At 26.3% G+C, this 25,272-nt stretch carries 25 protein-coding genes; 19 read left to right on the forward strand and 6 right to left on the reverse strand.

What is annotated here, in order from left to right; genetic code table 11:
• The first annotated feature begins 3 nt into the window (after positions 1-3).
• The gene (locus AC2JAQ_RS01905) at positions 4-795 is read left to right on the forward strand and encodes an endonuclease/exonuclease/phosphatase family protein (RefSeq protein ID WP_488457640.1); all 792 of its coding nucleotides are present in this window, start codon (positions 4-6) and stop codon (positions 793-795) included.
• A 181-nt stretch (positions 796-976) separates the two neighbouring features.
• Here the strand turns inward: AC2JAQ_RS01905 and AC2JAQ_RS01910 are convergent, their stop codons facing one another.
• A complete protein-coding gene (locus AC2JAQ_RS01910; RefSeq protein WP_488457641.1) occupies positions 977-1,540 on the reverse strand; it encodes a TetR/AcrR family transcriptional regulator C-terminal domain-containing protein in 564 nt (187 codons plus the stop codon).
• A 150-nt stretch (positions 1,541-1,690) separates the two neighbouring features.
• Between AC2JAQ_RS01910 and AC2JAQ_RS01915 the strand changes: the two genes are divergently transcribed.
• On the forward strand, positions 1,691-3,394 hold the full coding sequence (locus AC2JAQ_RS01915; protein WP_488457642.1) for an oleate hydratase: 1,704 nt from the start codon (positions 1,691-1,693) through the stop codon (positions 3,392-3,394).
• 292 nt (positions 3,395-3,686) lie between these two features.
• Complete coding sequence (locus tag AC2JAQ_RS01920) at positions 3,687-6,299, forward strand: 3'-5' exonuclease (protein ID WP_488457643.1); 2,613 nt, start codon at positions 3,687-3,689, stop codon at positions 6,297-6,299.
• Between the two features lie 419 nt (positions 6,300-6,718).
• On the opposite strand, the gene AC2JAQ_RS01925 is transcribed toward AC2JAQ_RS01920, so the two are convergent.
• A complete protein-coding gene (locus AC2JAQ_RS01925; RefSeq protein ID WP_488457644.1) occupies positions 6,719-7,372 on the reverse strand; it encodes a hypothetical protein in 654 nt (217 codons plus the stop codon).
• Between the two features lie 213 nt (positions 7,373-7,585).
• On the opposite strand from AC2JAQ_RS01925, the gene trmB reads away from it, so the two are divergent.
• Positions 7,586-8,245 carry a tRNA (guanosine(46)-N7)-methyltransferase TrmB gene (gene trmB / locus AC2JAQ_RS01930; protein WP_488457645.1) on the forward strand — a complete coding sequence of 220 codons (660 nt, stop codon included), beginning with the start codon at positions 7,586-7,588 and terminating at the stop codon, positions 8,243-8,245.
• A gap of 230 nt (positions 8,246-8,475) precedes the next feature.
• On the opposite strand, the gene AC2JAQ_RS01935 is transcribed toward trmB, so the two are convergent.
• Entirely contained in the window at positions 8,476-8,772 is a 297-nt protein-coding gene (locus AC2JAQ_RS01935) for a hypothetical protein (protein WP_488457646.1), read from the reverse strand.
• 359 nt (positions 8,773-9,131) lie between these two features.
• On the opposite strand from AC2JAQ_RS01935, the gene AC2JAQ_RS01940 reads away from it, so the two are divergent.
• The 4 genes from AC2JAQ_RS01940 to AC2JAQ_RS01955 all read left to right on the forward strand — a co-directional run bounded on the left by AC2JAQ_RS01940 (position 9,132) and on the right by AC2JAQ_RS01955 (position 12,635).
• Positions 9,132-10,415: a glycoside hydrolase family 125 protein gene (locus tag AC2JAQ_RS01940; RefSeq protein ID WP_488457647.1), complete on the forward strand. Its 1,284-nt coding sequence runs from the start codon at positions 9,132-9,134 to the stop codon at positions 10,413-10,415.
• A gap of 437 nt (positions 10,416-10,852) precedes the next feature.
• Complete coding sequence (locus AC2JAQ_RS01945) at positions 10,853-11,434, forward strand: hypothetical protein (RefSeq protein ID WP_488457648.1); 582 nt, start codon at positions 10,853-10,855, stop codon at positions 11,432-11,434.
• A 209-nt stretch (positions 11,435-11,643) separates the two neighbouring features.
• The gene (locus tag AC2JAQ_RS01950) at positions 11,644-11,799 is read left to right on the forward strand and encodes a hypothetical protein (protein WP_488457649.1); all 156 of its coding nucleotides are present in this window, start codon (positions 11,644-11,646) and stop codon (positions 11,797-11,799) included.
• 308 nt (positions 11,800-12,107) lie between these two features.
• Positions 12,108-12,635, forward strand: a complete 528-nt coding sequence (locus AC2JAQ_RS01955; RefSeq protein WP_488457650.1) for a hypothetical protein — start codon at positions 12,108-12,110, stop codon at positions 12,633-12,635.
• A 5-nt stretch (positions 12,636-12,640) separates the two neighbouring features.
• On the opposite strand, the gene lepB is transcribed toward AC2JAQ_RS01955, so the two are convergent.
• Complete coding sequence (gene lepB, locus AC2JAQ_RS01960) at positions 12,641-13,183, reverse strand: signal peptidase I (RefSeq protein ID WP_488457651.1); 543 nt, start codon at positions 13,181-13,183, stop codon at positions 12,641-12,643.
• Between the two features lie 247 nt (positions 13,184-13,430).
• On the opposite strand from lepB, the gene AC2JAQ_RS01965 reads away from it, so the two are divergent.
• The 4 genes from AC2JAQ_RS01965 (at position 13,431) to AC2JAQ_RS01980 (ending at position 17,708) form a co-directional block, all read left to right on the forward strand.
• The gene (locus AC2JAQ_RS01965) at positions 13,431-14,273 is read left to right on the forward strand and encodes a metallophosphoesterase (RefSeq protein ID WP_488457652.1); all 843 of its coding nucleotides are present in this window, start codon (positions 13,431-13,433) and stop codon (positions 14,271-14,273) included.
• Positions 14,274-14,502: 229 nt separating this feature from the next.
• Positions 14,503-15,342, forward strand: a complete 840-nt coding sequence (locus AC2JAQ_RS01970) for an alpha/beta fold hydrolase (RefSeq protein ID WP_488457653.1) — start codon at positions 14,503-14,505, stop codon at positions 15,340-15,342.
• Positions 15,343-15,431: 89 nt separating this feature from the next.
• Positions 15,432-16,727 carry a WG repeat-containing protein gene (locus AC2JAQ_RS01975; protein WP_488457654.1) on the forward strand — a complete coding sequence of 432 codons (1,296 nt, stop codon included), beginning with the start codon at positions 15,432-15,434 and terminating at the stop codon, positions 16,725-16,727.
• 492 nt (positions 16,728-17,219) lie between these two features.
• The gene (locus AC2JAQ_RS01980) at positions 17,220-17,708 is read left to right on the forward strand and encodes a GNAT family N-acetyltransferase (RefSeq protein ID WP_488457655.1); all 489 of its coding nucleotides are present in this window, start codon (positions 17,220-17,222) and stop codon (positions 17,706-17,708) included.
• Positions 17,709-17,766: 58 nt separating this feature from the next.
• On the opposite strand, the gene AC2JAQ_RS01985 is transcribed toward AC2JAQ_RS01980, so the two are convergent.
• Positions 17,767-18,102 (reverse strand): hypothetical protein, encoded by a 336-nt coding sequence (locus AC2JAQ_RS01985; RefSeq protein WP_488457656.1) that lies wholly within the window; start codon positions 18,100-18,102, stop codon positions 17,767-17,769.
• A 5-nt stretch (positions 18,103-18,107) separates the two neighbouring features.
• On the reverse strand, positions 18,108-18,515 hold the full coding sequence (locus AC2JAQ_RS01990) for a YtxH domain-containing protein (RefSeq protein WP_488457657.1): 408 nt from the start codon (positions 18,513-18,515) through the stop codon (positions 18,108-18,110).
• Between the two features lie 918 nt (positions 18,516-19,433).
• On the opposite strand from AC2JAQ_RS01990, the gene AC2JAQ_RS01995 reads away from it, so the two are divergent.
• The 7 genes from AC2JAQ_RS01995 (at position 19,434) to AC2JAQ_RS02025 (ending at position 25,235) form a co-directional block, all read left to right on the forward strand.
• The gene (locus tag AC2JAQ_RS01995; protein WP_423238165.1) at positions 19,434-20,771 is read left to right on the forward strand and encodes a hemolysin family protein; all 1,338 of its coding nucleotides are present in this window, start codon (positions 19,434-19,436) and stop codon (positions 20,769-20,771) included.
• Between the two features lie 406 nt (positions 20,772-21,177).
• Positions 21,178-21,867, forward strand: a complete 690-nt coding sequence (locus AC2JAQ_RS02000; RefSeq protein WP_488457658.1) for a nitrite/sulfite reductase domain-containing protein — start codon at positions 21,178-21,180, stop codon at positions 21,865-21,867.
• A 172-nt stretch (positions 21,868-22,039) separates the two neighbouring features.
• On the forward strand, positions 22,040-22,213 hold the full coding sequence (locus tag AC2JAQ_RS02005) for a (2Fe-2S)-binding protein (RefSeq protein WP_488457659.1): 174 nt from the start codon (positions 22,040-22,042) through the stop codon (positions 22,211-22,213).
• Positions 22,214-22,668: 455 nt separating this feature from the next.
• Positions 22,669-23,040 (forward strand): GntR family transcriptional regulator, encoded by a 372-nt coding sequence (locus AC2JAQ_RS02010; protein WP_488457660.1) that lies wholly within the window; start codon positions 22,669-22,671, stop codon positions 23,038-23,040.
• Between the two features lie 33 nt (positions 23,041-23,073).
• Positions 23,074-23,937 carry an ABC transporter ATP-binding protein gene (locus AC2JAQ_RS02015; RefSeq protein WP_488457661.1) on the forward strand — a complete coding sequence of 288 codons (864 nt, stop codon included), beginning with the start codon at positions 23,074-23,076 and terminating at the stop codon, positions 23,935-23,937.
• A 1-nt stretch (position 23,938) separates the two neighbouring features.
• Positions 23,939-24,565, forward strand: a complete 627-nt coding sequence (locus AC2JAQ_RS02020; RefSeq protein WP_488457662.1) for an ABC-2 transporter permease — start codon at positions 23,939-23,941, stop codon at positions 24,563-24,565.
• Between the two features lies 1 nt (position 24,566).
• The gene (locus AC2JAQ_RS02025; protein WP_488457663.1) at positions 24,567-25,235 is read left to right on the forward strand and encodes an ABC-2 transporter permease; all 669 of its coding nucleotides are present in this window, start codon (positions 24,567-24,569) and stop codon (positions 25,233-25,235) included.
• Positions 25,236-25,272: the final 37 nt, after the last annotated feature.

Consider the following 25,272-nt stretch of genomic DNA (forward strand, 5'->3'; position numbering starts at 1 on the left):
AAAATGAAATTACTTACTTTAAACTGTCATTCTTGGCTAGAGGAAGAACAATTAGAGAAGATAAAATATTTAGCAAAGACAATTGTTGAAGAGAAATATGATGTCATAGCTCTTCAAGAGGCTAGTCAAAGTATCAAAGCTAGTATTAAAGAAGGAAATCTAAAAGAAGACAACTATGGGTTATTATTAATTGAAGAAATAAACAAACTAGGTGCAGAAAGATACCACCTAGTTTGGGATTATTCTCATATTGGATATGACATATATGAAGAAGGTTTATGTTTATTAACTAAGCATAAAATAGTAAATAATGAAAGTTTTTATGTATCACAAAATCAATCAAAAACTTTTTGGAAATCAAGAAAAATAGTAAAAGCAACAATAAATATAAATAAGGAGAACATAGATTTCTATTCTTGTCACATGGGTTGGTGGAATGATGAGAAAGAGAGTTTTATAGTTCAAGTTAAAAATTTACTTTCACATGCAAAAGAAAGTAAAAATAGAGCATTCTTTATGGGTGATTTTAATAATAATGCTTTCTTAAAAAATGAAGGATATGATTTTCTTAAAAGTAATGGATTAATTGATACTTATAATTTAGCTAAAAATAAAGATTCTGGTGTCACAGTTAAAGAAAATATAGCTGGATGGGATGATAACACAGAAGAATTAAGAATAGATATAATTTTTACAAATGAAAATACTGAAGTTTACGAAAGTAAAGTTATATTTAATGGAGAAAATAAAAAAATTATATCAGATCATTTTGGAGTAGAAGTTTTATTAAAATAATAAAATTTTTATATTAAAACAAAAGCTAAATTTATCTAAACGTAGAAGCTATTAACTAATAAGCTGTTTAATAGCTTGCGGATATAAGGTAAAAGCTATTTTTTAATCCCCTTTATTTAAATAGAACTAACATATAAAAGTATATGTTAGTTCTATTTTTTGTATTTCTAAATTTAAAAATTTAACTTTCATTTGTAATTCTACCTATACTTCCTTCTAAAATCTTAGATGTGTTTTTAACTAATTTTTCAGGTGATTCTTTCATCCCAGATTCTATCCATTGAAGTAAAAGTGCTGTGAAACTTATACTATAAAAATTACAAAGAAATTTCTCATTATATTCAGATAGGTTAAATAATTCTTTGTTATTTTCTATAACATTGACAATAATTTTGTTTATAGAATTACAAATAAAAGTTTCTACATACTTTCTGTTTGAAAAACGAATAAGTGAATAGCTGATTTCTTTATTTTTATAAAAATAATCCAAAAGATCATAAAAACAAAGTTGCCAGTGTTGAAAGTCTAAAGACTCATGGATTTTTTCATCAATTTCTGTTTTAAAGATCCATTCTAATAAATCATAAATATCTTTAAAATGTCTATAAAAAGTTCTTCTATTAAGATCACATTCTTCTGATATTTCTTTAATTGTGATTTTTTCAATGGGCTTTTCTTTCATAAGTTTTTTTAAAGAGTTAGCAAAAAGTTCTTTTGTCATCCTTGATATTATTTCACTTCTCATAATACACCACCATATAACCATTTTTGCACAAATTCAAATATATGTGACAGCATGTCTCAGAATGAGAAACTTGATTATTTTCATCATATTCTTATAGAAATATAATGTCAATATAGGCAGTAAGAAGAAATTAGAGAGGATGATGAGTTTATGGAAAATTATCAAAGAATAAAAACTAATGTTCCAGAAGGTATAGAAAAACGTAAGGCTTATCTAGTGGGCGGCGGAATAGCTTCTTTAGCAGCTGCATTCTATCTAATGCGTGATGGTCATATGCCAGGAAAGAATATAACTATATTTGAAAAATTAGACATAGAAGGTGGATCAATGGATGCTGCTGGAGATCCTGAACATGGATATGTTTGTCGTGGTGGAAGAGAGTTAGAATCACACTATGAATGTACATGGGATCTTTTTGGAGAAATACCTTCATTAGAAAAAGAAGGATTTTCTGTTTTAGATGAATTTAAGGAACTTAATGATAAGGACCCTAACAGTTCAAATTGTAGATTACTTAGAAATTGTGGTGAGAAAATTAATCTTGATGACTTAGGTCTTGCTCATGAGCATATTAAAAAAATTACAAATTTATTCCTTGCAAAAGAGGAAGATCTTGATAATGTAACTATAGAGCAGTTTTTTGACCCAAGTTTCTTTGAAACAAATTTCTGGCGTTTATGGTATTCAATGTTTGCATTTAATCCATGGCATAGTGTGTTAGAAATGAAGAGATATATGGAACGTTTTATACATGCTTTTCCTGGATTTGCCAAGATGGATTGTTTAGTATTTACAAAATATAATCAATATGAATCATTCATATTACCACTTACTAAATATCTAAAAGAGAATGGAGTAAATTTTGAATACAAAACAGACGTTAAAGATTTAGATATAGAAATAATAGGAAAGCAAAAAACTGTTACAGGAATTCATTTAGTAAGGGATGGACAAACTAAAGAACATATAGATGTACTTCCTAGAGATTTAGTTATGGTTACTAATGGTTCTATGACAGAATGCACAGGATATGGAGATTTTGATAAAGTACCAGAGTTAATAAGAGAACCAGGTTCTGTTTGGACATTGTGGGAAAATATATCTAAAAATTCTCCAGACTTTGGACATCCAAAAAAATTCTGTGGAGATATAGATAAATCAAAATGGGAATCTTTCACTATTACTTGTAAGAAATCTAAACTTACAGATAAAATTCATGAATTAAGTGGAAGAGATCCATTTGCAAAACATAAAACTGTTACTGGTGGAGTTATTACTATGACTGATTCTAATTGGTTAATGAGCGTAACTTGTAATAGACAACCACAGTTTAAAGATCAACCAGATGATATAGTTGTATTATGGGCATATGGTTTAATGTTAGAAAAAGAAGGTAACTATATTAAGAAAAAAATGCAAGATTGTACAGGAAAAGAACTTCTTGAAGAGCTTCTTTATCATTTAGGTCTTGAAAAAGATATACCTGAAATATTAAAGACAGTTAAAGTTATACCAACAATGATGCCTTATATAACTGCTCAATTTATGCCAAGGGCTAAAGGTGATCGTCCAGAAGTAGTTCCAGAAGGTTCTGTTAACCTAGCATTCTTAGGACAATTTGCAGAAATACCAGGAGATGTTATATTCACAGTTGAATATTCTATACGTTCAGCTATGATGGCAACTTATAAATTACTAAATATCAATAAACAACCACCTATAGTATATCCTTCACAATTTGATATTCGTGTTGTTGCAAGATCAATGAAGGCATTAAATAGTGGAAAACCACTTCCAGGTGAGGGATTTGTTGAAAAATTACTTAAAGGTACAAACTATGAAGGATTAATATAAGCTTAGAATAATTATAATTACTAAGTTTAAATTATAAATATAGTGTTATTTACAATAAAAAGATAAACTAATTATAAAATAGTACTAGCATACATAAAATTATGCTGGTACTATTTTTTTGCGTTTATTTTTACTTATAATAGATTTCAAATTTTGATTTTTACTTAAAACAAGATAAAAATAAATTAGCAATTTGGAATTTTAGTTTATAATAATAAATATAAAATATTTAAATAGTATGATTTAATAGATAAATTTTATTATAAAGAATTAGGGGGAAAGGAAGGCTATTATGATTAACTTAAATGAAGAGCAGCAAAAGGTTGTAAATGAACAAAGTAGTAATGTTATTTTGCTTGCATCTGCTGGAACAGGGAAAACTAATACTTTAGCAGAGAGAGTTGCATCTATAATAAAAAATGGAAATTCAAAGCCTTCAGAAATTTTATGCATCACTTTTACTAATAAGGCATGTAAAGAGATGAGTGATAGAGTAATTAAAATAGTTGGGGGAGAAGCTAAGGATATAACCATAAGAACTTTTCATAGCTTTTGTTTCGATGTAGTTAAAACTTACGCAAAGAGAAATACTGATATATTTTCAGACTTTACAATATTTGATGAAGATGATTGTAGGGAAGTTATAAGTAAATTAAGTTATTATTATGCTACAAGCAATTTGATGGCTACTAATATGCAGATACAAAAAGTTATTGATTTTATAAAGGTTGAAAAGGCAAGAAGAGAAACTTTAGAAGATAGAGTTTTAAATGAATATAAGACCGTAATTAATGAAATTTTTAAGTTTAGCGAAGAAAAAATAAATCAGGTTTGTAGTGACAAAGGAAATTTAAATTTAAAGCTTAAAACCTATATTAAGTTTCATGGACATGAATTAGTAACGTTATATGATTCTAAGCTTAGAGAGGATCATGCTTTAGATTTTAACGATTTAATAATACTTACTAAGGAATTATTTAAGGATGAAAAAGTTGTCCAAGCTCTTAAAAATAAATTTAAATATATAAATATAGATGAAGTACAAGATACAAGTATTATAGAGTATTCAATAGTTGAGAAACTTTTTGAGGGAAATAATGTTCTTATATGTGGGGATTTCTTTCAAACAATATATAGCTGGCGTGGATCAGATCCAGAAATGATTTTTAATAAATTTAAAGAAAAATTTAACCCTATAGAAGTTGTATTTTCAAAAAATTATAGAGCTACTCAAAATTTAAACCAAGCTTCATTGGAGTTTTTAAATAATGCTTTTTCAAAAAAAGTATCTAGTATTTATAAGGATGGAATTTCAGCAGAATCCAAAACTACTGGAGAAAAAATAATATTAAAGGAAACAAGAGGTTTAAGAGAAGAGGCCAGATTCATTTTTGATTATGTAAATAATTTATGCAGAAAAGAAGAAGATTTAAAAAAAGTATGTGTTCTTACAAGAGATAATAACTACAATATAGGGCTGAGTGAGGAGCTTTATCAAATTGGCGGTTATGAAGGTGCTGATTTTGAATTTATACTTGTGGATCAATTTAAGTTCTTTAGAAGACAAGAGGTTAAAGATATATTAGCTTTCTTAAAGTTAATAGCTAATAGATATGATTCTTTAAGTCTAAAAAGAATAGTAAATAGATTGCCAACAGGGATTGGTATGAGAACTTTAGAGGCTATAGAGTCTTTACAATACAAAAAGGTTGGCATAAGATTATCAGATTATATAGATCCACTTGTACTAGAATATGGAGAAAAATTTTCTTTACTAATAAATGAGTTTGAAAAAGAAAAGATAATAGTTTTTGATGTAGAAAGTACAGGTGTTGATGTTACAGAGGATGAAATAATTCAAATAGCAGCCATAAAGTTAAATAAAAATGGAGAGGTAGTAGATAAGTTTGAAAAATTCCTAAAAAATAAAAAGCCAGTTAAGGACTCTTTTTATGTTCATGGTTTTTCAGATGAAATGCTTCAAAAAATTGGAGAAGATAAAGAAAAAGTTTTAAAAGAATTTGTGGAGTATTCTAAAGATTCAATAATAGTAGGGCATAATGTTCAATATGATATAAATATATTATGCAGTGAACTAGAAAGAAATAAGTTAGGAAAACCTAAGTTTAAAACTTTTTATGACACTTTAGATATATATAGAAGGTTTTATCCAGGAAATATAAATTATAAGTTAGAAAATTTAAGTAAAGTATATGATACTAAACATAAGCCAAGCCATGATGCTATGGATGATATTATAGCTACAGGAGAGCTTCTAGTTAGGGCAATAAATGAAAAAATAATTCCAACTTCAATGGAAAGAATGGCTTTAATGTCAAAGCATTTAAAAGCATTTACGGCTATTAGTAAGAAATTAAATGAACTTTTTAAAATAGCAGAGAGTAAAAGACCATATGAATTGGTTGCCTGTGTGATGAATGGTTTTAATATTAAAAGCATGTATGCTGGAGATGAAAATAAAGAAAAACTAAATAGGCTTAGAGATTTATATGCCTTATTTAGAGATTTAGACGATAAAAGCAAAGGAAATAGAGATGCTTTATTAGATATCATAAGAATAACAGGTCTTTCTAATGGAGAATTAGAATCCTTAATAATTAATAGGACAAAGAAGCCTAGAATACCAATAATAACAGTACATCAAGCAAAAGGATTAGAATTTGATACTGTATTTTTAGCTGGTATTCAAAACAACACATTTCCTTCATATATGTCTATAAAAAGTGGAAATCTAGCTGAAGAAAAAAGAGTATTTTATGTAGCTATAACTCGTGCTAAGAAAAGACTAGTAATAACATATAATTCTCAAGGAAAGTACGGTCATAGAAATGAGATAAGTCAATTTATAAATTATATTCCTAATGATTTCTTTAAGATTATATAGGTTTTATTAGAATAATTAGGCGCTGTTTTAGGTGAATGTTGATTTTTAGCTAGACCTTCAGACCTAACTTAATTTCGCAAAGTATTGCTATCATATACTAACTGCTCATTAAGATGGTCTTACAGTTCTATCTAAAAATCAACACTAGTTTAAAACATAGCCAATAATTAAAATGAAATATTGTTAACATAGAAATAACCCAATTGAGAATTAAAACTTCAATTGGGTTATTTTACATGTATTTAGGAGAAACATTTTCTTCGTTTAATTTATTTTCCTGATATGATTTTTAAAGTTTTAGAATGAGTAGAAAAAATTTTTTCTTAAAATCTTCATTGATTTTATCATTATCTATAGATTAAGGATTAGAATTTTTTAAAAGTTTTTAGTAGATTCTTTAATTAAAAAAGAGTTTTAGTTTAGTTATTTTTTTCAGGATTTTCAACGGCTTCTGATTGTGGATCAATAGAGAAATCTTCATTTTGAGAATTAGGTTCTTCGTTTAGGTTTTCATCTGAAACAATACATGGTGGGAGTTCATCACAATTTATAGAGTTGTTAGCTTCTTCCTCTAGGGAGGAAGAAATATTTTCTGAAATTTTATGTGTTACATCTTCATGAATATCTTCATCATCTTCAGTAATATTTTCGTATTTTAATAAATCACTTTCTGAAGAATCATCATTAGGTACGGTTTCTAAAATAATTTCAGATGAATCAAAGTCCTTATAATTGTATATTATAGAATTCATAGAAATTGGTTCTGATTCAGAAGTTTCTTTTAGCATTTCAATTTGTTGATTCATAAGACATATAACTTCTAAGCAAACATCTCTTTCTATTAATGTATAGGTATTTTGAAATTTTTTTAAGTTATTTAAAATTAAATTTGCTTTTTCAATTATCTTATTAGGTTCAGTTACAGTTAAATTTTCTTTGAGTATAGATTCTAGATAACAATATTGATTCTCTAAATATTTCAATTCGTTTGAGCAATCTATACATAGGCCATTATTTAATTTTAAAAACATACCTCTTCTTTTACATACAGTACATTCTTTAATTAATGACATAAAAATCCTCTTATATAAAATTAATCATAATATTATAATATTATGATTTGTGATAATGTGTTAATAAATTTTTTTGAGAATTAAAAAATACTTATTGGAATTTCCATGATTATATATACTAATTTTTAAAGTATTTGGATAAACACTAAGGTTGATATACTTACTATAAATCTGTATAATAATTCTGAAACTAAACAATGGAGTGGATTAAAAATGAGAATGAGAAGAAAGCCTTGGGCTAGACCAGAATTAGAAGCATGTGACTTTTTTGTAGCTAACCCAAAAGAGAACAAAGGAAATTGGAAGAATACTTTTAAGAATACAGAAAACCCAATATATTTAGAATTAGGATGTGGTAAAGGAACATTCATGGCAGTTCATGGTTCAGAACATCCAGAAATAAATTACATAGCAATAGATATAAAGGATGAAGTTCTTGTTTTAGCTAAAAGAAACATAGAAAAAGCTTATGAAGAAAAAAATCAACCTTTAGACAATGTTAAATTAATGCCTCAAGAAATAGCATTAATAGATACTATCTTAGACAATAATGATAGAATAGAAAGAATTTATATAAACTTTTGTAATCCATGGCCTAAAGACAGACATAAGAAGAGAAGATTAACTCATACAAGACAGTTAACAAACTATAGAAATTTCTTAGTTGATGGTGGAGAAATACACTTTAAAACTGATGATGATGAGCTTTTTGAAGAGTCTTTAGAGTATTTCAAGGAATGTAACTTTGAAATAACTTATATAACTTACGATTTACATAATAGCGGTTATGAACATAACGTAGTAACAGAGCATGAAGAAATGTTCTCAAAACAAGGAATAAAAATAAAGTTCCTAATAGCTAAAAAGTTATAGGATTTTTAATTAAATACTTTTATAAAAAGGATTATAGATATAACTAAAGAATTATTGAAATTCTAATTATTCATTCAAATATTCTTTTGTCTATGTCTATAATTCTTTTTTTATGTTTTTAATTATATAAGGATATATAGTGAGGAAGTTTAAAAGATGAGTTTCTAGATTTAGGTGATAAATTTTAAAGCTATTTAAAATAAAATTAAGTTTAAGAAATAATGGATGATTTAAAATCTTTTTTCTAGTCGAAATGGTTTATTAAGTTGAATCTGTAATAGATAGTCTACAAGTTCATTATATTCATCAGGTGTAATTTCAAAGGGTTCCCACCAGCCACTTCTAGGCCAAAAGCCTTCTAATAATACTTTATTTAATACTTTGAATTCTGGAATTACCTTGTCAAAGGGCAATCCTATAAGAATTCCGTTATCTAATATTAAATCAGCAACTGTACCTTTTTTGTCTATAAATTTACCATTAGCACCATAGGCTTCAGGCTCTAAGCTATATTTAATAATTCGCATAAATTAGAAATCTCCCTTTAAAGTAAATAATTCATTAAATACCTAAGTTTTAAGTTATTTTACTACAAATAGTTAGATTTTAGTAGTAGGGTTATATAAAGTTAATAGGTATTTTAAAAATATGATTACTTAGAATATTTTAGATTTTGTCTAGTTTCTAGATTTAGGTGATAAATTTTAGAAACCTTAAGAAGTTTTAGAAAGTATATTTATTACAAAAGTGAAATGGTATACAATGAATCTGAAGTTGATTTAAAAACTTAAATTAAGGTATTAATAGGAAATTTAAAGTCAACTTTAATTAGTTTGTAAAGTAAAGCATTTAATAATAAATTATTTGAACTTGGGGGTAAGGGAAGATGAGTTTATCAACTAATGAATTAAAAGAAATTGTAAGAAAAATCGGCAAAGATTTATCAACAAAAATAGATGATAAAGAGCTACAAGAATTATTTTATAACTGCTTCATAAATACAATGGACACGACTGTTGAGGTTTCTGAAGGAGACGCTTTCGTAATAACAGGAGATATTCCAGCAATGTGGCTTAGAGATTCTACATCTCAAGTAGAACATTACTTACCATTTGTTAATGAATATCCAGAGCTTAAAGCTATTTTTACTGGATTAATAAATAGACAAGTTAAGTGTATATTCATAGACCCATATGCAAATGCATTCAATAAAGAACCTAATGGACAAAAATGGGATAATGATATTACTAAGGATAGCCCATGGGTTTGGGAAAGAAAATATGAAATAGATTCACTTTGTTATCCAGTTAGATTAATACATAAATACTGGAAGGAATCAGGAGACGAGACTTTCTTCAATGAAGATATCAAGAAAGCCTTCAATATGATAATAGATCTTTGGAGAGTTGAACAATATCATAGAGAAAAATCAGACTATAGTTTCCAAAGATTAAATTGTTCAGTAACTGATACTTTAAGTCATGAAGGTTTAGGAACTCCAGTAGAATACACAGGAATGACGTGGTCAGGATTTAGACCAAGTGATGATGCTTGTGAATATGGATACTTAGTTCCTGCTAATATGTTTGCTGTAGTTGCTTTAAGATATATTTCAGAAATTGCAGAGAAAGTTTACAAAGATGAAGAGCTTAAAGAAAAAGCTGATAGTTTAAGAGAAGAAATAGACAATGCTATAGAAAAGTATGGAAAAGTTTATAAAGAAGGTTTTGGAGAAGTTTATGCATATGAAACTGACGGTATGGGTAACTATAACTTCATGGATGATGCTAATGTACCAAGTCTTTTATCAATACCTTACTTAGAGTATAAAGGAATTGATGATGAGGTTTATCAAAATACTAGAAAATTCATCTTAAGTAAAAATAATAGATTTTTCTTTGAAGGAAAAGCTGCTAAGGGAATTGGAAGTCCACATACTCCAGATCAATATATCTGGCATATAGCACTATCAATGCAAGGATTAACAACAAATAATCAAGAAGAAATCGATGAGTTAATTAAATTATTAAAGGAAACTCATGCTGGTACTGGATATATGCATGAAGGATTCCATGTAGATGATCCAGCTCAATTTACAAGAGACTGGTTTGCATGGTCAAACTCATTATTCTCACATTTCATATATGAAAAAGTTATAAATAATAAATAATAAATAATAAATAATAAATTTGTTCAACTGGACTAATTTAGTGATTATTTTAATATTATATTTTTAGAATATTAATCTCCGTTGTTGTTTAAAATATACAATTTATAATTATTAATAATAATCATCTAAATTAAGTAAAGCATATATTTATATATTTCAAAGGAAGTATCAATTGATACTTCCTTTTTTATTGGCAAAACTAGTATGTACAACAAAAAAATTAAAATTTTATTTTATGAAAAGTTATGTTTTAAACTAGTGTTGATTTTTAAATAGAACTTGTAAGTTAGGTATGAAAATCTAGCTAAAAATCAACAATTACCTAAAATAGGGCTTTATTAAAAAATATATAATAAAAAGGTTTATATTTCCTTAAAGAGAGAGTTTGTTGAGAATAAACTTTGGATAAAAAGGTAAAAATAAACTGAGGTGAATTTATGAAAAAGTTAAGCCTAATTGTATTAAATATATTTTTATTATTTAATTTAATATCTTGTGGATCAGAAGGTAAGGAGATTGTTATAAATCTTGTTGATAATGAGCTTGAGGTTGAAGAAAATGAAAAAAGAGATATAACAATACAGTCTAAAGATAAATTTAAACAGTTTAGAAATAATAATACTAAAATAAATAAAGAAGATTTAAAAAGTTATTATGAAAATGATCCTACATTGAAAAATTTTGAAGTTCCTAAGAAAACCATAGAAGAATATGAAAATTGGTTTATAAATATGGCTAGAGATAGAGGTGAAAGTGCTAATGATGTCTCTGATGCTTTTAGATCAGTAGATATTTTAATAGGAGAAGATATAGTTAAGTTTCCTGTAATATTAGATACTGTTATTTTTAATGATAGAGAAGCATATGCTATAGCTTATCTATGTGAAGAAAGTGAAAATTTAGATATGGAAGCACAAGAGGCTATAGAATTAAGACGATTTGATGATGTTTTAATAATAGGAGTTTATAAAGACTCTTCAGATATATTTTATAAAAACAAATACAAATATAAATTTTAATTAAAGGCTATGTTTTAAACCAGTTTTTATTTTTAGATAGAACTGTAAGAACATCTTAATGGCTAGCTAAAAATCAAAATTCGTCTAAAACACAGCCCATTTAAAATATTGATTTTTAGTATAGGATGATTTCAGTATTTATTACCATAATAATATTTTCTTTTTGTGAGAAAAATAAAACTAAACTCAATCAAAAAGGAGGATTAATTATGTCAAAGGATAGTCAACCAGATAATAAGATAGCTAGAATGGAGAAATGTAATTTTCAAACTCCAATAACAAGTGAAGAAGGTAAAAATCATAATAGAACAGCTAAAAAACATTCAGTAAAAAGAGAAGGATTCCAAAGTCCACATATAAATTAGAATATTATGAACAATAAGTTAGAATTTTAAATTTTGGAGATTAGAATAAGCTCTAAAAAATTCTAAATTTAGTGGAAAATAGGAGGATTTCAAGAACGTTTTATTAGTTTAAAGGGATTAGAATCAAAAAATGTTTATTTTTTGAAAAAACACTTGAAATTTGCTTAACCATATGTTAATATAATGTTAACAGGTTAAAGCATAAACCTAATTTCCCTATATTTCATATATATATGCATTTGTCCTATAAGTATCCCTTAGCTTATAGGACTTTTTGTTATATGTTCAGAATTAATGGAGGCGTTATTATGGTAAATAAAAAGTTTGGCATATTAACAAAAATTGTTTTATTACTTTTATTATTAGTACCTATAACTTTTAGAGTTTATAATCTTTATTATGTTGATTCAAATTGGGAGATAAATTCTAAAGTTATTAATAGGGGAAAGGTATATAGGGATTATATTAAAGAAAAAAATTTAGTTGGAGTTCCTAAAATTTATTATAAATATAATTCTTTGACTCCTGAAGAAATGATGACTTTAGATGTCTTAGCCAATACTAAGGGATATGATATTGAGGAAGTTATTCCTGAAGTTGAGAAATATGTATTATCTAAGCATGATGAAATCAAAGAAGCGAAACTTACAAAAAGTGAAAAAGAAGAAGTAAATAACTATATAAATCAAATAAAATATAATGTAAATCAGGCTTTGGAAAAGAATTCAAGATATATATATACTATGAAAATAATATTGTCAGTATTTACAGCACTAATGATAGTTTTAAGTATTTATGCAATTTTCTTGATGGTTATTTTTGTAAATGAAAAATAGGCCTTTTATTTTAAAAGGCCCATTCTTTCTCTTGGGTATATAGTAAAAAAAGCTTTTCCATCTAAGTCTTTTTTGGGAACATAAGGATTTTCCCATTTCCTCGCATCTTCTGAACGTGCTCTATTATCTCCAAAAAATAAATAATGTCCTTCTGGAACATTAAAAGTTTTATTTAATACTTCATTATTTTTTACGTATGGTTCATTAATTAAAATATCATTTACGTACACAACACCATCTTTTATCTCAACTTTTTCTCCAGGAAGACCAATAACTCTTTTTATAAGTAGTTCTTTAGAAGACTCATGGCTAAACACAAATATATCACCTCTATTTACACTAGTAAAAATTTTACTAACAAGCACTTCATCTTCTTCCATTATTGTCGGTTTCATTGATCCAGTAGGAATATATGCTTTAAAAAATAGGTAATTATTTATAAAATAGGATGCTCCAAAAACAACTATGAAAAAAATTATTATATCCTTTATCCTTAAGTATGATTTCTTTTTTAAGGTAGATACATTTCTTTCAGATAACGAACTCATAAAATATTATGTTGCTTTAGATATCATATTGAATTTTATCAAATTTATCTAAAATCATATGAAGTTTTATTTTTAGCTTTTAGATAAAAAATATGAATTGCAACAAGGCACCTCCTGTCTTGAAATAATAATACCATAAAAATCAATAAAATGGAATAAAAGTAATAAAATGTATATTGGATTAGAAGTTTTAAATAAAAAAGTATTTACATATATAAAATATAAGAACAAAAAATAAGAGGTTAATATGAATGAGGTTTCGGATTGGTTGAAGATTACTTCGATTTTAGGTATTGCAGCAACTAGTTATTTAATATATGAAAATAATAGTATAGCAATAAAAGAATATGAGTTATTTACTAGAAAAACTCCCAGTGCCTTTAAGGGTTTTAAAATATTACATTTAAATAATTTATATGGCAAAAGTTTTGGAATTGATAATTATAGACTTATAAAGAAAATACAATCTTTAAAACCAGATATTATAGTTACTACAGGAAATATGCTCACATCTAGACTAGATAAAGATTTTATTTTCTTAGAGCTTTGTAAAAATTTAAGAAGTTTTTATCCAATTTATTATGCAATAGAAAGCCCTGCTTCTTTAAAGAATGAAAAAAATAATAAATATAAAATATATTTAGAAAAATTAAAAGATGCTGGAATAATACTTTTAAATAATAATAAAGTCTCTCTAATAAAAAAGGAAGATAAATTAAATATTTATGGGATTTTTATAGAGTCAGATGAAATAAAAAAATATTATTTTAAAGAAAGGAATAGAGAGCTTGTTTTCTCAAAGGAAGACATAGAAAACAAACTGGGAGAACCTAATAGGAGTGAGTTTAATGTTGTTCTAACAAATGATGTTGTAAATTTTGAAGCTTATGTAAAGTGGGGAAGTGATATAACTTTTTCAGGATATAGCAGAATAATAAATAGGTATATTTTTAATAATCTTATGGAAAGAAAAAAAGGAATTTTTATAGAAAGAGATTCTTCTATGATTTTGAGTAGAGGGCTTGGAAATAAATTTTTAAGAATAAGAATTAAAAATAGACCAGAAATAACCTTAGTTACTATAAGGTAATATTGCATAGATTTAAATAATGTTAATGCAGTGTAAAATTTTGTTCAAATATCATAGATATTGATATATACTACCTCAAAAGGTGATAGAATTTAAGCAATATAATTCGAATTTATTTAATTAATATGACTTTTAATTTTTTTACTTAAATAATTTAAGTTAAGGGTTATAGCTCATAAGACAAAATGTGAAAAGCTTTTAAATCAGAATGTTAAGGAGTTCAATATATATGCTATATCATAAAATAGTAAATAATAAATATCTCCACAAGGATAAGGAATGGATTCTGATGCTTCATGGAATAGGTGGAAATTTAAATATATTTAAAAAGCAGATAGATATACTCTCAGAAAATTATAATTTGCTTTTAATAGATCTTCACGGCCATGGAAATTCACAAAATCATACTTTAGAAAATATGAAAGAAACTAAAGGTGAAATATGCTTTAAATACATTTGTGAGGATATTATAGAGGTAATAGATAATTTAAATATAGAAAAAGTAAACATACTAGGGATATCTCTTGGCACTATAGTTGCAATGCAATTTGAGAAATATTTCCCAGAGAGAATTTCTTCAATGATATTAGGGGGAGGAATTGTGGGGATGAATTTAAAATCTAAATTTTTCTTAAACCTAGCTATTTTTGCCAAGAGTATTATTCCAAGAGAAATTTTTTATAAAATTGTGGCTTATATGTCAATGCCATGTAAAAATCATAAGCTTTCAAGAAATATCTTCTTAAAGGCTTCTGAAAAATTAGACAAGAATGAATGTTTTAGATGGGTTGAGCTTATGAGAGAACACTTGGAAAATTACCAATATAATAAAAGTTATATTAAGAAAATTTTTATTATGGGAGATCAAGACCATGTTTTCTTACCGACTATTAAAAAATTTGTACCAAAAGAAGATATTGTTATTTTAAAAAACTGTGGTCATATATGCAATATTGATTCTTTTGAGATTTTTAATAATCTTACATTAAACTTTTTAGTAAATAACCATGGATATATGTTAGCTACAAAAGGGAGAAGAAAATATATTTGTAAATACAACTTTACATAAGTTATTTTCGTAAAAAGCTAAGGAATAAGTATTTTAATGGACAAAAGTTAATTAAAAATAGGAGGATATATTTAAGGAGAGAGTTTAATATGAGACTAAAAAGCCTTTGTTTTGTGGCCATGACTACTATATTATGTACATCGGTTTTAACAGGATGTGGGATAAGTAGCGCTAAGGAAAAAGCAGAAGACGAGCTTTATATTGTAACAGAAGATAAGTCTACAAAATCTTTAATAAATGCTAAACCAGGAATGTTTGGGATAACAGAGGATGGAGAAATACTTATGGAAAAAGGATATGAAGGGAAAATTGGCTATATAGATAAAAAGGGAAATAAATCTATAAAACTTAAATTTGATAAAGGTAGTGAGTTTAATTACGGAATGGCTGGTGTTAAAGAAGGTGACACATATAAAATAATAAATCAAAAAGGTAAAACACTAGTAGAGAAAGAAGATGGGGTATTATCACCGCTAAGTAATAAACTTATAAGATATGAAAAGTTAGCTAATGAAATTCTAACTAACGAAAATACTACAGAAGCTATAGAAACTTTAGCTGAGTCTGGTAAAACATTAAAAACAACTGGGATAATAAATCTAAATGGGGAGGTTGTAGTTGAACCAGGAAGATATGATGCTATTGTTTCAGATATTGGAGAGGGGTATATACTAGTTCAGAAGAATAAGTTGTATGGGCTTTTAGATCCTAATGGAAATGAAATAGTACCTTGTGAGTATAATTCTATAGGAACTATGAATGAAGGATTTATTCCGGTATCAAAGGGAAATCTTTGTGGAGCTTTAAATGAAAAGGGAGAGGTTATAGTTCCTATAGAATACTTTTATGTTGGGCCGATGAATGAAGGGGTAGCACCTGCAAGGTTAGATGAAACAGGAATAGGATTTTTAGACAATGAGGGAGCTTGGGCTATAAAGCCAGATTTTGATGGAGTAACGGCAATGAATAAGGGGTTCGCCTTTGCTAGAAAAGACGGAAAGCATATAATAATTGATAAAGAGGGAAATGAAATAGAAACTGGAATAAATTTTGAAAATAATGTATCTATAAATGGATTTAGTGACAATGGTCTTGCTGTTGTAGATATTTTAGATGGAGAATCAAAATATATGTCAGTTATAAACACTAAAGGAGAAGAAATTAAGAATCTTGAGAAGAAGGATTATTCTTCTTTAGAGGTTTCTTCTAGTGGGCTAATAGTTTCTGCTAACAAAGAGGGAAAAAAAGGTTTGCTTAAAGAGGACGGAAGCGTAATTTTAGAAGAGGAATACAGTGATATAAGGGTTATATCAAAGGATGTTATTTTAGTAGATAATGATGGAGTTTACTCATACGTGGATTCTACAGGCAAAACATTATATTAATATATTTTTAATATTGAGTTTTATCATTGAAGAAGGTTTTTATTAAGAATTACTATATAAAATAGTTCTTAATAGAAACCTTTAATTTTTATAAAATTCTTTAAAGAGAAATCATTAAACTTAAGAAAATATTAATTTTTAGATAAAGTTTATAATTTGAAGCATTTGAAAAAAATACAATGAGATTAAGTAGTATAAAATGATAAATATTCATAAAGTGAGTATTCATGGTTTTTAATGAAGAATAAGTTACTGGAAATCATGTTAAAAAAGCTCTATAATTTAATGTAAATGGTTATGGCAACTCATATTATAGTCGTAAGTTAAAATTATTACTTAAAAATTTATAAGGTTTTAAGATAGGTATTTAAAAAAAGATACATTAATTAAATTTTACATAGCAAAGACTCATTTTTTTTGTGAGTAATCATACATATAAGTAAAATAAGATTTGTTATATTTCTTAATATAAGATTTTAGGAGGGATAGGAAATGGAGAATAAAGAAAATAGTAAAAAGTCTTTTATGGCAAAGAATAAACTAGAAAAAATTTATAGTGCCTCCCTACCTAGTGGGTATAGATTCACTGAATTTAGACCTGGTGATGAGAATAACTGGGCATATATTCAATATTCAGCAGGTGTATTTAAAGATTATCAGTTAGCTGTAAGAGCTATTTTTAAGGAAGTTGATAGTTTTAAAAGAGAATTTTCAAAAAGATGTGTATTTCTTGAAAATGAAAATGGTGAGAGAATAGGAACAGTTATGATTTTGCCTAGTGCTACAGAAGAGGCTGGAGTTCAAGAAATTAAATATTTAGCTATTATTCCAAGATATCAAGAACAAGGTCTTGGTAAGATACTTATATCAAAAGCATACAAAATAGTTAAGGATATAGATGGAGCTACTAGAATTAATTTAGAGACAAATAATGATGAATCCATAGGCTTTTTTGAAAATTTAGGCTTTGAAAAAAATTAGGTTAATTAAAAACCCATTCCAAAGAAATTTTTACAAATTTATATTGGAATGGGTTCTTTTATTTTTTAAAGAAAACTTGATTAATTATTTTAACGATTTCTTTTACTATTTCAACATTAGATTCTATATTTTCTTTAGCAACAATTAATTCAGCTGTAGTTTCAGTTGCAACATCCGATATATCCTTAATGTTTTGACATGTATTATTAACGTTATTAGCTATAGCAGGTAAATCCTGAATAGTTTTATTTAGGTTGTCCTTATTTTGATCTAAAAGGCTATTTATATTTGATATTAACTTTAGTATTTTATTTAAAGTCAATATCAAATAAACAATAGCCACACATCCTAATATAGCTAATAGTAAATAAATTATATTTAAATCTATATACATAGCTATTAATTATCTTCTTTAACTTCTTCAGTTTCTTCAGTATTAACAACTTCAAAAGGAGTATCTAAATCTTCTTCTACAGCTTGGTTAGTGTTTATACCTTTTTTACTATTAAGATATTCTTTTATTTTACTTTTTGCTTCAGAAATGTTTTCTTTTCCTTTTGTAACTTGGGTATTTAAGTTTCCTTTTAATTCAACAGTTTTATCATTTAATTTTTGAGCTGCTATTTTTGAGCCTTCTTTTATATCATTTCTAGTTTCTTTTCCTGATTTAGGAGCGAATAATACTCCACCTAATATACCAGCTAATGTTCCGATAGCTGCACCAGTTACTGCAACTTTAGCTTTTTTATTTCTTTCTGCTCTTGCTTTAGCTTTTCTTTTTTCTTCTATTAATCTTGATAGACTCATAATTCGTACCTCCCAATAAATTTATTACTTTTGTTTAATTAAATTATACTATACAGTATAAAAAAATCAATAATAATTATTACTTAATATACTTGCTTTATAGATATCAATTTTGAAATTTATTCTAAGAAAATGTAATATTTATGAATATGTTATATATATATTTAATTTGAATAAAAAGTTGCAATTTTTAGCTATATATATTAAATTTTATTTTATTTAATTATAAGCTTAAAAATGAAAATTAAAAGTTTTAAAAATAAAAAGATCTATAAATAATTTTTATTTATAAATCTTTTTATTTAAATTTATTAGTTAAAATTATGAGAATTCTATTCATTAGTTCCTCTTTTATATATTTTGGCTTTCAATATTGTTTTTGTATATTTAATTGAGTTTAGAATGATATCTTTGCTAGTGTTACACAAAAGAATAGTTGTTCCAAGAATGAATTTAAAGAGATTCAAATTTTCTTTCACAATAAACCACCTTACTCATATTATTTATTATAAAAAGTTAATAGGGGGAAGATTAAGGAGCTATAAACTTCAAAGTTACAGCTTGCAAAAATTATTAGTAAGCAAAGATATATTTTAGAGAAAGTTAACTAAACTTCTAAAATAGTCAAAACTTAAGATAAATTAGATCTTATTTATTATATGTATGAAAGACCATATAAGTTAAATATAAGAGTATTATATTTCAAATATATGTAATAAATAATATAAGTTACTTAAATTATTTATTTAGTATAATTTAGGCTAAATTGTGCATATTATATAATTGAATAAAACGTATCAGTATGGTATTATGGTGTAAAATTGATTATCATATAGTTTATTATTTTAAAATAATTAATAAATAAAGCTATAAGATAAAGTAATAAAAATTTATTTTTTTTAGAGGAGGAATTAAAGGATGGACCCGAGTCCCAGTATTTTACCAAAAATTATTCTAATATTATTTCTTATCTTAATCAATGCATTCTTTGCAGCTGCAGAGATGTCTATGGTATCTGTAAATAAATCTAAGATAAAGATGCTTGCAGAGAAAGGTAATAAAAAAGCGCTTTTATTAAGAAAGGTTTTAAAGTCACCTAGCAACTTTTTATCTACTATTCAAATAGGAATAACATTTGCAGGATTCTTTGCCAGTGCATCAGCAGCTACTAGTATCTCAGAAACTCTAGCACAATTCATGGACAAGTTAAATATTCCTTATGGTAGTCAAATATCAGTTATACTTATAACTGTACTTTTGTCTTATATAACTTTAGTATTTGGAGAATTACTTCCAAAGAGAATTGCATTGCAGAATCCGGAAGAAATAGCTTTGATGTCTATAAGACCAATTTCTATTATATCTAAAATATCAACGCCATTTGTAAAACTTCTTTCAGCATCAACAAACTTTTTTATAAAAGTTTTAGGATTGAATAAAGCTGAAAATCAAGAGACTGTTTCTAAAGATGAAATTAAGTCTATGATAAGTATATGCCAAGAAAATGGTGTAATTGATAAGAGTGAAAAAGAGATGTTAGATGGTATATTTGAATTTGATCATAAAACTGTTAAAGAAGTTATGACTCCAAGAGGAGAGGTTTTTGCTATAAAATCAACAACTCCAAATGAAACAATTGCTAAGAAACTTATAAGCGAGCAATTTTCAAGAGTACCTGTTTATAGTGAAAATAAAGATAATATAGTAGGAATACTTTATTTAAAAGACTTCTTTGAGGCTGTTGTCAAAGTTGGAGTTGATAATATTAAATTAGATCAGTTAATACGTCCAGCTTACTTTGTTCTTGAAAATAAAGCTGTAGATGATTTATTTAAAGAACTTCAAGATAGTAAACAACATATGGCTGTAATAATAGATGAGTATGGCGGTTTTTCTGGAATTGTTACTATAGAAGATTTAATTGAGGAAGTTATGGGCGATATATTAGATGAATATGACGACTCAGAGAGCTCCATAGATAAAATCGATAATAATACCTATGTAGTTGATGGTCTATTAACATTAGACAAGCTAAATGATTATTTAAACTTAAATCTTGAAAGCCAAAATATAGAGACTATTGGTGGTTTTGTTGTTAATTTAATAGGAAATATTCCGCAAAATGAAAATCAAATGGTTGAATATAACAATCTTTCTTTCCAAGTTTGTAAAACAAACAAGAAGAGAATAGAAAAACTTAAGATATGTTTAAATAATTCAAATAGTTTTAATTCAGATGTTATATTAAATAATTAAAAATGAAAGTGAATGAAAGTTCATTTTAAATAGATAAATAATGCTTAAAAGAGCCTATAAATAATTTATAGGCTCTTTATTTTTATATAAGGATATGTTTTAGGTAATATTAATTTTTAGCCAGCTTTTCATAACGGCTTAATTTTAAGCAAAAATCAAAATTTTCAATTTTGTATTTTGACTTACACATTTGAGTGAAGCTAATAAATTTAATAAGAAATAAGAATTATTTGCCTTATAATTTATAAGTTTAAGAGGAAAAATAAAATTTTATCTAGAATAATATGTTTTTTATTTTAACTTAGTAACCTGAGTTACTTTTGGAAAAATTTTTTTAGTGTATACTAACATTAATAAAGTTGATTTTAATATTTTACATAGAGTTTTATATAGAGGAGGAGTTTTTATGGACGGTATAGGAATTGGAATACCTAAGATGGTTAGTGGAACTCATTATGGGAATTTACAAAAGGTTAGAGGTGGAAAAAGAACTTTTGGAATAACTCCACATATACCAGGAGGATTTATTTTACCTGATCAATTAGAAAAAATAGCTAAGGTAGCTAAGAAATATAATGGAGTTATTAAAATAAATTCAGGACAGAGAATACTAATAACAAATTTAAAGGGAGAAGATTTACCACAAATTTGGGAAGAACTTGGTATGGAACCAGCTGTTAAAAAACAAAATTCAGTAAAAAATGTAGAGATGTGTCCAGCTGGATTCTGCAAAAGATCAAAATTCAATACTATAGGTACTGGAATGAAACTTTTAAATAAATATAAGCATATGGATATGCCATGTAGAACTAAAATAGGAGTTGCAGGATGTAGGAATGCATGTGGAAGCGTATATTCAAAGGATGTTGGAGTTATAGCTGATAAAACAGGATTTTTAGTAACTGTTGGAGGTTCAGCTGGATATAATCCTAGAATGGCGGATATACTAATAAAGGATGTAGATGAAAAAGAAGCTTTAAGAATTGTTGATAAAGTTTTTGAAGTCTATAAAGGAGAAGCAGAAGCAGGTGAAAAACTAGGAGATTTTATAGATAGAATAGGAATAGATAAATTTAGAGAGAAAACTTTAGAATAATTAAGTAAAATGGATTTATTCTATTTAAATAAGTATAATTGACTTGAAATGACCTAAAATAATATGTGCAATAATTATTCTTATCTGTTACTATCTATTTAAATAATAAATATTATTAATTAAGAATAAATATTAAATTGATATATAGGTAAAACGAGAGGAGAATTTTATTATGGCAAATGTTTGTTTATGTAAAGGTGTTTCAGAAGAGAAAATAGTTGAGGCAATAAAAGAAGGAGCTCTTTCTTTTAAAGCTGTAGGAGAAAAAACAGGAGCAGGAACAGGTGCTTGTAGAGGTGCTAGATGCAAATGTAAAATTGAAGAGTTAGTAGAAGAAAATAAATAATAATATAAACCGAAGAGGTGCACATTTTTGTGCACCTCTTTTTTTATTTAAAAACTTAGCTCTGTTTTAAGTGAATGTTGATTTTTAGCTAGCTCTTTAGACCTAACTTAATTTCACAGAGTATTGCTATCATCTACTACGGAATAATAGCTAAGGGTTAAGTGAAAGTCCAAATTTTTAATTTGGCATCTTGAACTTATGCAATCGAACTTTTGTGAGATTGTATTCTTTTTTTAAATACGCTCAAACAGAAAAAGCTTCTTAACGTTATTATTTCTAAATATATGATGCAATACTAGTTGTTCATTAAGATGGTCTTACAGTTCTATCTAAAAATCAACATTAGTTTAAAACAGAAGCAAAAATTTTTATAAATATATTGACACTATATGGGATTAGTGTATATACTGTGTATATAGAATATATACAGTATATACACGGAAAGAGGTGAGTTTTTGAATATAGTAGTTTCAAACACTTCAGGGGTACCCATTTATGAACAAATAGCTAAGGCTATAAAAAATGATATTTTATCAGGGGAATTAAAAGAAAATTCATCATTACCATCAATAAGAAGTTTAGCTTCTGAGCTTAGAGTAAGTGTAATAACAACTAAGAGAGCTTATGAAGAGCTCGAGAGAGACGGATTTATATACACTCTACCTGGTAAGGGATCATATGTGGCAGAACAAAACAAAGAGCTTCTAATGGAAGAAAAACTTAGAGAGATAGAAGAAAAGTTTAGTGAAGCAATAGATATAGCAAATAGCATAGGATTAGATTTTGAAGAACTAGTTAGAATGCTTAAAACTTTAAAAGAATTATAAAAATAAGGGATAGGTTTAAGGAGGAAGGTTTATATGGAAAATGTGCTTGAAGTAAAAAATATAAGTAAGAATTATAAAGAATTTTCTTTGAAAGATGTAAGTTTCAATATACCTAAAGGATTTGTAATGGGATTAATAGGTCCAAATGGAGCAGGAAAAACAACAACTATTAAGGCTATTATGAATTTAATACATCTAGATAGTGGAGAGATAGATATCTTTGGTAAGGATATTAAGAAAAATGAAATAGCAATAAAAGATAGAGTTGGTTTTGTTTATGATGATTGTTGTGCTTTTGAAGATTTTACTATAAAGGAAAATAAAAATATTATTGCACCTTTTTATTCTAAGTGGGATGAAGAAAAATTCAAGTACTATATAAATAGATTTGAATTAAATGAAAAGAAGAAATTAAAAGAGTTATCTAAGGGACAAAAAATGAGATTTTCTCTAGCAATAGCACTTTCACACAAGGCAGAACTTTTAATATTAGATGAACCAACATCAGGATTAGACCCAGTTTTCAGAAGTGAACTTCTTGATATTTTATTTGAAGTAATAGGTGAAGAAGAAGTTTCAGTTCTTTATTCAACTCATATAACAACAGATCTTGAAAGATTAGCTGATTATATAACATTTATAAATAAAGGGAAAATTGAATTTTCTAAAGAAAAAGACCTTTTATTAGAGGAGTATTTCATAGTTAAAGGTGCTTTAGATGTTTTAAATAAAGATGTTGAAAAAGAATTAATTGGATTAAGAAAAACAATATATAATTTTGAAGGATTAACTAAAAACATGAGAAAAATAAAAGAGTTATGTAGAGATAATATTATTCTTGAAAAAGCTACTTTAGATGATATAGTTGTTTATTACTCTAAAAAGGATGTGAAGTAGTATGAAGGAGTTACTTAAGTTAGATTTTTTTATACAAAAGAAATATATAAAAAGCTCACTTATAGTCTTACTTTTATTGGGGGTTACATTCACATTGACTCAGGGACTAAATTATTTGTTCACTATGGGAACTTTTATCGTATTTTATTTTATGATAATTCCAATTGAGGTTGAAGGAAGATATAAATTTAATGTATATTTAAATTCATTACCAATGAAAAAAACAGATTATGTTTGTAGTAAATATGTAGCAACATTAGTTTATATAGTAGTAGTTAATGTCTTTTTATATTTTTTATGTACAATATTAGGTATGATTTCAGGAAATGTCTTTATGTTAACATTAAGAGAGATACTTCCTAGTATAACAATTCAACTATTTTATGTGGCAATAACTTTACCTATATATTTAGTCATAAATTATAAATTCTATAGAGTATTTAATATAATCTTCATTATGATAATAACCATAATGGGTTCAATGTTATTTAATTGTCTTGAAAATGAAAAATTACAGGCTTTATTCGATATTACTAGAGGAGGTTATGGATTAATATTTGGGTTGATAGCTTTAATAATATCTTTAATAGTATCTGTAATTATTTATAAAAAAAGTGAGGTGAAGTAACATGAAGAATTTAATAGTTAAAGATTTAAAAAATATAAGAGTGTTAGCTATACTATATATTCTTGCAATGACCTTTGGATATTCTCCTTTTTTTATAGATTTACCAAAAGCACGTTATGAGTTCTTAATAAATAGTGTATTTATTTATTTTACTTTATTAGCTTCAATGGTTAGTGTTAACCTTATAGTTGCTAAGAATACTAATAAAGGAACAATGACAAATAGATTATTAAGATCGCTACCAATTGATGCAAGGAAAGTAGTAGGAACATCCTTTATATTACCTATAATAATTTTTATAATATTTGCTTTACCTAATATAGTTGCAAGCATAGGTGTAAGTTTTATAGTTGGAGAAAAAATTATTGTAAACCCTCTAAATCTAATTTTAGTATTTATACTTTTTTATATATACGCAATAATAACATTTAGTATGGCTATTGTATATCCAGAAAGTAGTACAATGTCTTATTTAAGAAGTGTACCATTATTCATTCTAATAATAGGACTTTCTTTAGCAGAAAAATTTTTAAAAAGTATAAATTATGATATTTCAAATATTTTAAATTCATTACCACTTGTTATAGGGATATTATTAGTGATAGCAGTAGGTATGTCCTTTATCCTATACAAATTCTCATTAAATAAATTTCTTATAAAAGAATTATGATTGGATAACTTAATAAATATATTAAAAAATATGTCTA

Source organism: Clostridium sp. LIBA-8553, from assembly GCF_057782465.1.